The organism is Sulfuricaulis sp. (assembly GCF_049587675.1).
Classification (GTDB): domain Bacteria; phylum Pseudomonadota; class Gammaproteobacteria; order Acidiferrobacterales; family Sulfurifustaceae; genus Sulfuricaulis.
Genome location: NZ_JBAVEJ010000040.1, coordinates 1 through 7,037 on the forward strand (window position 1 = coordinate 1; position 7,037 = coordinate 7,037).

The 7,037-nt window shown below is 61.4% G+C and carries 10 protein-coding genes; 9 read left to right on the forward strand and 1 reads right to left on the reverse strand.

The window, feature by feature from the left end; genetic code table 11:
• The 8 genes from WB402_RS01595 to WB402_RS01630 all read left to right on the forward strand — a co-directional run.
• The coding region (locus WB402_RS01595; RefSeq protein WP_424205088.1) for a ComEC/Rec2 family competence protein at nucleotides 1-820 on the forward strand (820 nt) is incomplete at its 5' end.
• 183 nt (nucleotides 821-1,003) lie between these two features.
• Nucleotides 1,004-1,618: a MotA/TolQ/ExbB proton channel family protein gene (locus WB402_RS01600; protein ID WP_424205089.1), complete on the forward strand. Its 615-nt coding sequence runs from the start codon at nucleotides 1,004-1,006 to the stop codon at nucleotides 1,616-1,618.
• 12 nt (nucleotides 1,619-1,630) lie between these two features.
• Nucleotides 1,631-2,059 carry an ExbD/TolR family protein gene (locus WB402_RS01605; RefSeq protein WP_424205091.1) on the forward strand — a complete coding sequence of 143 codons (429 nt, stop codon included), beginning with the start codon at nucleotides 1,631-1,633 and terminating at the stop codon, nucleotides 2,057-2,059.
• Complete coding sequence (gene msbA, locus WB402_RS01610) at nucleotides 2,052-3,800, forward strand: lipid A export permease/ATP-binding protein MsbA (RefSeq protein WP_424205093.1); 1,749 nt, start codon at nucleotides 2,052-2,054, stop codon at nucleotides 3,798-3,800. Before WB402_RS01605 ends, msbA begins: the two co-directional genes overlap by 8 nt.
• Before the next feature lie 14 nt (nucleotides 3,801-3,814).
• Nucleotides 3,815-4,798 carry a tetraacyldisaccharide 4'-kinase gene (lpxK, locus tag WB402_RS01615; protein WP_424205094.1) on the forward strand — a complete coding sequence of 328 codons (984 nt, stop codon included), beginning with the start codon at nucleotides 3,815-3,817 and terminating at the stop codon, nucleotides 4,796-4,798.
• Complete coding sequence (locus tag WB402_RS01620; RefSeq protein WP_424205096.1) at nucleotides 4,791-4,973, forward strand: Trm112 family protein; 183 nt, start codon at nucleotides 4,791-4,793, stop codon at nucleotides 4,971-4,973. The genes lpxK and WB402_RS01620 overlap by 8 nt, the downstream gene beginning before the upstream one ends.
• 37 nt (nucleotides 4,974-5,010) lie before the next feature.
• Nucleotides 5,011-5,757 carry a 3-deoxy-manno-octulosonate cytidylyltransferase gene (kdsB, locus tag WB402_RS01625; RefSeq protein WP_424205098.1) on the forward strand — a complete coding sequence of 249 codons (747 nt, stop codon included), beginning with the start codon at nucleotides 5,011-5,013 and terminating at the stop codon, nucleotides 5,755-5,757.
• 20 nt (nucleotides 5,758-5,777) lie between these two features.
• Nucleotides 5,778-6,254 carry a low molecular weight protein-tyrosine-phosphatase gene (locus WB402_RS01630; RefSeq protein WP_424205100.1) on the forward strand — a complete coding sequence of 159 codons (477 nt, stop codon included), beginning with the start codon at nucleotides 5,778-5,780 and terminating at the stop codon, nucleotides 6,252-6,254.
• Between the two features lie 55 nt (nucleotides 6,255-6,309).
• On the opposite strand, the gene WB402_RS01635 is transcribed toward WB402_RS01630, so the two are convergent.
• A complete protein-coding gene (locus WB402_RS01635) occupies nucleotides 6,310-6,621 on the reverse strand; it encodes a hypothetical protein (protein ID WP_424205102.1) in 312 nt (103 codons plus the stop codon).
• 126 nt (nucleotides 6,622-6,747) lie between these two features.
• Here WB402_RS01635 and WB402_RS01640 point away from each other — a divergent pair.
• The coding region (locus tag WB402_RS01640) for a hypothetical protein (protein ID WP_424205104.1) at nucleotides 6,748-7,037 on the forward strand (290 nt) is incomplete at its 3' end.

The following is a 7,037-nucleotide window of genomic DNA, read 5'->3' on the forward strand; positions in this document are numbered from 1 at the left end:
CTGGGTGGGCGCAGTGTGGTTGTTGCCGCTGGTTCTCGTGCGGCCGCCGGCTCCGGCGGCGGGCGAGACGTGGTTCACGCTGCTCGACGTGGGACAGGGACTGGCAGCCGTGGTGCGTACGCAGACACATACATTAGTGTTCGATACCGGACCACGCCTGGGTACTTTCGATACCGGCGCGGCGGTTGTCGAACCTTATCTGCGCGCGGTGGGAGTGCGGCACGTGGATACGTTGATCATCAGCCATGGCGACAACGATCACATCGGCGGGGCGGAATCGGTGATGCACGCGCTGCCGGTTGGGGAAATACTGAGCAGCGTGCCGGAGCGTTTGACGTCCGCGCGATTGTGTCAGTCGGGGCAGACGTGGAGCTGGGATGGCGTGGATTTTACCGTCATGAACCCGGCCACGATCGGTTCCAGCCGCGCCAACAACGACTCCTGCGTGCTGCAGGTACACAGCCGTTTCGGGAACGTGCTGCTGCCCGCCGACATCGAGGCACGGGCCGAGCGGAAACTGATCGAGCGCTGGGGCGGACAGCTGCGTTCGCAGGTGCTGGTGGCGCCGCATCACGGCAGCAAGACCTCGTCCACGCCCGAATTCATCGACGCGGTTGCCCCGCGTTACGTGCTGCTGCCCGCCGGATATCGCAGCCGCTACCATCACCCCAACACGGCCGTGGTGCAACGCTACGCGGAGCGTGGAATCGCCTTGCGCGATTCGCCCGCTTCTGGCGCACTGGAGTTCCGTCTGCGTGCGACCGGGCTGGAAGCGATGGCGTTCCGGGAACAACACCGGCGCTATTGGTATGCGGATTGAGAGTGCCGCACCGTCTTTGAGGATTCCGTCCCGTCTGGTACATTAGTGCCGTTCCAACTGAGTTTGTGAAGCTATTTTTTTTACATGAGCGCAGCTTTCGCTGACTCCAGTCTGTTCAAATTGAAAAACAGGTTGGAACGGCATTAGCCGCACTTTTTTACATATTTTCCGTGGAATAACAGAATGTTCGAATTGATCAAGGCGGGTGGCTGGACGATCTGGCCCATCATTCTGTGCTCCGTGGCCGCCCTCGCGATAATCGGCGAGCGCCTGTGGTCGCTGCAGAAAAAATACGTGGCGCCGGCCACCCTGCTTGCCCAGGTGCAACAGTGGCTGGTCGACAGTGATATCGAACCGGCGCGGATCGCGGCGCTGCGCGCCAGTTCGCCGCTCGGCAAGATTCTGGCGGCGGGCCTGATCAATCGCGACCACGAACGCGAAATCATCAAGGAAGCCATAGAAAATGCCGGGCGGCATGTGGTGCCGGAACTGGAACGTTATCTGCGCTCGCTCGGCTCGATCGCCGCGATTTCGCCGTTCCTGGGGTTGTTCGGCACCGTCATCGGCATGATCGAGATGTTCTCCGGCATCGGCCAGCACGGCGTTGGCGATCCCTCGATCGTGGCCTCGGGCATTGCGATCGCATTGATCAATACCGCGGCCGGGCTGGGCGTGGCGATCCCGAGCCTGCTGTTCTATCGCTACTTCCGCGGGCGCGTGAATGACCTGTTGATCGAGATGGAAGAGGAGGCCGTGAAGCTGGTGGAAATCCTGCACGGCGAGCGCGAGAGCGACTGAGGGAGGGGCTCCATGAACTTCCGTCCTTCACCCGATGAAGAACCCGAGATCAATCTGATCCCGCTGATCGACGTGTTGCTGATGGCGTTGATCTTCCTGATTGTAACCACCAGTTTTTCCACCGAGTCGCAGTTGCGCATCCGCCTGCCCGAGGCCTCGGCCGAGGTGAAAGAAAACCTGCCGTCGCTGCGCGTCACGATCGACGCCAAGGGACAATATTACATTGCCGACCAGCAGCTGTTGAACGCCACTCCTGAGGTGCTGCGCAGCGCGCTGATGCGCGCCGCGGGCGGCAACAAGGACCCGGTGGTTGTGATCAACGCCGATGCGAAAACGCCGCACGAGGCCGTGATCCGCGTGATGGACACGGCGCGCCGCCTCGGTTTCACCCATCTCACCTTCGCCACCCAGCAACCGTCCGGCCCCGCGGCGCGTGAGTAAGGTTTCCGACACCGGCGGCAGCCTGCGGCTTTACCGCCGCCTGCTGGGTTACGCGCTCCCGTACAAAGGGAGGTTTGTGATCGCCGTGATCGCCATGACCGTTCTTTCGGCAAGCTCCGCGATGCTTGCCGCACTGATGAAGCCGCTCATGGATCAGGGATTTATTGCCAGGGACATGGCGACGATTCGCCTGATCCCGCCGATTTTCATCGGCCTGTTCCTGGTGCGTGGCATTGCCAACTTCGCGGCGCAGTATTCCATCAGCTGGGTTGGGCGACGCGTGACATTTGATATTCGTAACGCGATTTTCACGCATCTGACCCGCCTTCCGAGCAGTTTTTACGACAAGACCGCCTCGGGAGGTTTGATCTCCAAACTGATCTTCGATGTGGAGCAGATTGCATCCACAGTCACCGATGCGGTTTTCGTCGTGGTACGCGACGGGTTGACGGTCGTGGCAATGGCGGCCTGGATGATCTACCTCAACTGGGAACTGACGATGATTTTCGCGATTCTAGCGCCGTTCTCGAGTCTGCTGGTGCGCGCCATGAGCCGGCGTTTTCGGAAGATCAGCCACCAAATTCAGGCGAGTATGGGGGATATCTCGCAAGTCACGCAGCAGGCCACTGAGGGGCAGCGCGTGGTGAAGGCATTCGGCGGACAAGCGACGGAAATCCGTGCGTTTACCGGAGTCAACGAGAAAAATCGCCGTAATTCGATGCGCAAGGTCACGGTTTCGGCCGTCGGTATGGGCATCGTGCAACTTCTTGTCGCGGTGGCATTCGCGATGGTGGTTTATTTCGCTCTCTTGTCGGGACAGATTACCGCGGGCGGTTTCGTTTCCTATGTTACGGCAGTCACTTTGATGGCAAATCCCTCGAAGCGTCTCGGCAAAGTCAATGAAACCATTCAGACGGGTCTGGCGGCGGCGCAAAGCGCCTTCACACTGCTCGATGAGCCGACCGAACCAGACACCGGCACTGTCACGCTGGAAACGGTGCGCGGTCGCATCGAGTATCGCCACGTCGGGTTTCGTTATCCGGTGGCGGAATCCGACGCTCTCGCTGACGTGTCGTTCACGATCGAGCCCGGCCAGACGGTGGCGCTGGTGGGCAGCTCCGGCAGCGGCAAGACCACGACGGCGGGCCTGCTGCCGCGGTTTTACCGGGTGAACGAGGGTGAGATCCGGCTGGACGATGTGAATATCAATGACCTGGTGCTGGCTGAGCTGCGCCGTCACATCGCCATTGTCGGACAGGAAACCTTGTTGTTCGACGATACCATCCGGAACAACATCGCTTACGGCCACGAAGGCCCGATTGACGAAGATCGCGTGATGCAGGCAGCCCGGGCGGCGCACGTGCTGGAATTCGCGCAGAAACTGCCACAGGGCCTGGATGCCCTTGTCGGCGAACGCGGATTGCGGGTGTCCGGCGGACAGCGGCAGCGCATCGCCATCGCACGCGCGCTTTACAAGAACGCGCCGATCCTGATTCTGGATGAGGCGACTTCTTCGCTCGACACGGAATCCGAGCGTCTGGTGCAGGCGGCCATGCAGAAGCTCATGGAGAACCGCACGACGCTGGTGATTGCGCATCGCCTCTCCACTGTCGAGCATGCGAATCGGATCGTGGTGCTGGCCCAAGGCCACGTCGTCGAGAGTGGCACACATCAGGAACTACTGGCGCAAAACGGCGTTTATGCCGGGTTGTACCGCTTTCAGTTTAGCGGCAACGGCTAGCACGCCCACTGGCGATGCATTGGCTGGAACAACACTGGTACCGGTTCACACCCGTCAGCCTGCTGCTGTTACCCCTTAGCTGGCTGTATTGCCTGTTGATGTTTTTGCGGCGCGGGTTGTATCGCCTGCGGATTTTTTCGTCCGTCAGGCTGCCAGTCCCGGTGATCGTGGTGGGAAATATCACCGTCGGTGGCACCGGCAAGACGCCGCTGGTGATCTGGCTCGCCGATTTCCTGCGGCAGCAAGGCATGCGTCCGGGCATCGTGCTGCGTGGCTACGGCGGCAGCGCGGTGGACTGGCCGCTGACGGTTACGCCGGATCACGACCCCGACGTCGTCGGAGACGAAGCCGTGATGCTGGCGCGGCAGAGCCGTTGCCCCGTGGCGGCGGACCCGGACCGCGTGCGCGGGGCGCAGCATCTGTTACGCGAGCATCATTGCGACGTGATCGTGAGCGACGACGGTTTGCAACACCTGCGTCTGGCGCGCGATGTTGAGATTGCCGTGATTGACGGGACACGCCGTTTAGGCAACGGCCGCTGCCTGCCGGCCGGGCCGCTGCGCGAATCGGTGAATCGCTTGAACGACGTGGACTTGCGCGTCGTCAACGGCGAACCGCACCAGGGAGAGGTCGGCATGACGCTGGCAGAAACCGGCCTGTGTCGCGTGAATGCGCCGGATACCTATGCCTCAGCCGGCTCGTTTCGGGGAGAAACAGTGCATGCCGTGGCCGGTATCGGCCATCCGGCGCGTTTTTTCTCCCACTTGCGGCGGCTGGGGTTGAAGACCATCGATCATCCTTTCCCCGACCATCACCGCTTCCGGGCCCCGGACGTCCGCTTCGGCGACGGTCTGGCGGTAATCATGACGCAGAAAGATGCGGTAAAATGTGAACGGTTCGCGGACGACAACTTGTGGTACCTCGCGATAGAAGCCAGGCCCGACCCGCGCGTGGGTGAAGAGGTCTGGAGACGGCTCAAGGAGAAACAACGTGGATAAGAAATTGCTCGACATCCTGGTCTGCCCGGCGTGCAAAGGCCCGCTGATTTACGACAAGAAAAAGTCCGAACTTATCTGCAAGGCGGACCGGCTGGCTTATCCCATCCGCGACGACATCCCGGTGATGCTCGAAGACGAGGCGCGGCAGGTGGCGGAAGAAGAGCTACCTAAATAACCACGAACCGGCCGCCTGTCATGGCGGCATATCCCGCATGCACATCATTATCCCCGCGCGTTATGACTCGATCCGTCTGCCGGGCAAGCCGCTCGCAGACGTCGCCGGCAAACCGCTGATTCAGCGTGTCCACGAATGCGCCGCGAAAGCCGGCGCCATGGCGATCACCATCGCCACCGACGACGAGCGTATCCGCACCGCCGCGGAGAGTTTCGGCGCGCGTGTATGCATGACCTCGCCGCAACACCGCAGCGGCACCGACCGGCTCGCCGAGGTGATCGAGAAGCAGGCCATCGGCGCGGACGAAATCGTGGTCAACCTGCAGGGTGACGAGCCGCTGATGCCGCCCGAACTGATCCGTGAAGTGGCGTCCAAACTTGCCACGCACAAGGATGCGATGGTGGCTACCGCCTGTCATGCGATCCGTGACCGCGAATCGCTAGTGAATCCTAACGTGGTCAAGGTCGTGTGTGACACGAAAGCTTATGCGCTCTATTTCAGCCGCGCGGCGATTCCCTGGCCGCGTGAGGTCATGGCCGGGAAAAGCGGCGTGGCGATCCAGGCATACCGTCACATCGGTCTATACGCCTACCGCGCCGGTTTCGTGCGCCGCTACGCCTCATGGCCGCCTTGTCCGCCGGAGGAGGCGGAGCAACTGGAACAGTTACGTGTGTTATGGCACGGTGAACGCATTGTCGTGCACGAGGTGCATGAGATGCCTGAGGCCGGCGTGGACACGCCGGAAGACCTCGAACGTGTGAGAAAATATTTCAGCAACAAGTAAGCCATGTCGGGAGTCTGGTAATGGTCAGAGTGTTGTTTGTGTGCCTTGGCAATATCTGCCGCTCGCCGACGGCGGAGGGAGTTTTCCGGAAGTTGGTCCAGGATGAAAAACTGGATCATCTCTTTGAAATCGATTCAGCAGGCACGCATGCCTATCACATCGGCGAGCCGCCGGATGCGCGTGCCCAGGCCGCCTGTGCACGCCGTGGCATCGATATCAGCGGCCTGAGCGGGCGCAAGGCCATCACCGCGGACATCGAGAGATTCGATTATGTCCTGGCCATGGACCGCGAGAATTTCGAAAATCTGATCGACATCTGTCCACCTGGCCAAGAAACGCGCATCCGCTTGTTCATGGAGTTTGCCGCTGATCGGCCGGAGGAAGAAGTGCCCGATCCCTATTTCGGCGGGCCGAGCGGCTTCGATCGCGTGTTGGACATGATCGAAGACGCCGCGCGCGGTTTGCTCGAGGACATACGGCGTACGCAACGTTTGTAGCCGCTAAATGAAAAAGGCCCGCTTGCGCGGGCCTTTTATTTTGGCGGCTTGTTTCCTACTTGTTCCCGCTGTCCGTGTCGGGATGGGTTTCCACCTGCATCAGTTCCGGCTTGGACGCCGGTTCGCTTTTGATGTTGCCGCGTGTATCCTCGGGCGGCGTGGTGTCGGCGGGCGACGGGTTCCAGGCCTCGTGATGCTCCATCGGTTGTTCCCAGGACGAAGCCGACGGCGAGTCACCGTGTGACGGCTCCGGCATGCTGGCGGGCGGGGTCATTGGCGGAGCCTGTCTTTCTTCGCGCGGAGGATAATTTTCGCGCACCGGTCTTTGTGCTTCATCGCGCACCGGTTTTTGTGTTTCCGTATTCATGTCGGTGGTGCTGCTGCGTGAACTGACATCCTGCCGCTCCTGCGGCGGACGACCTTCCTGACCGCGGCCGCGACCGCGACCGCGCCGCCGCCGTCCACTGCGACCTACAGGACGGTCGCGTTGCGGTTGGCCACCTTCAACATGGGGGCCATTGTTGGGGCCGCCGGCAGCCTGCGGCTGGGGTGGACGCGGACGGTTACGATCCTGACCGCCGCCCTGGCGCTCGGGTTGCGGCGGACGTTCGTGCCGTTGGTGCGGATGCGGGCGGTGATGCGGTCGTTGTCCACCGTGACCGCCATGGCCGCGATGTTGCGGTTGATGCTGGCGTGCCGGGCGGCTTTCCTGGACCGGCGTTTTCTTCTCCTCTTCTTTTATGCCGAAAAGTCCGGAAATGATCTTCTTGATGATGCCACCAC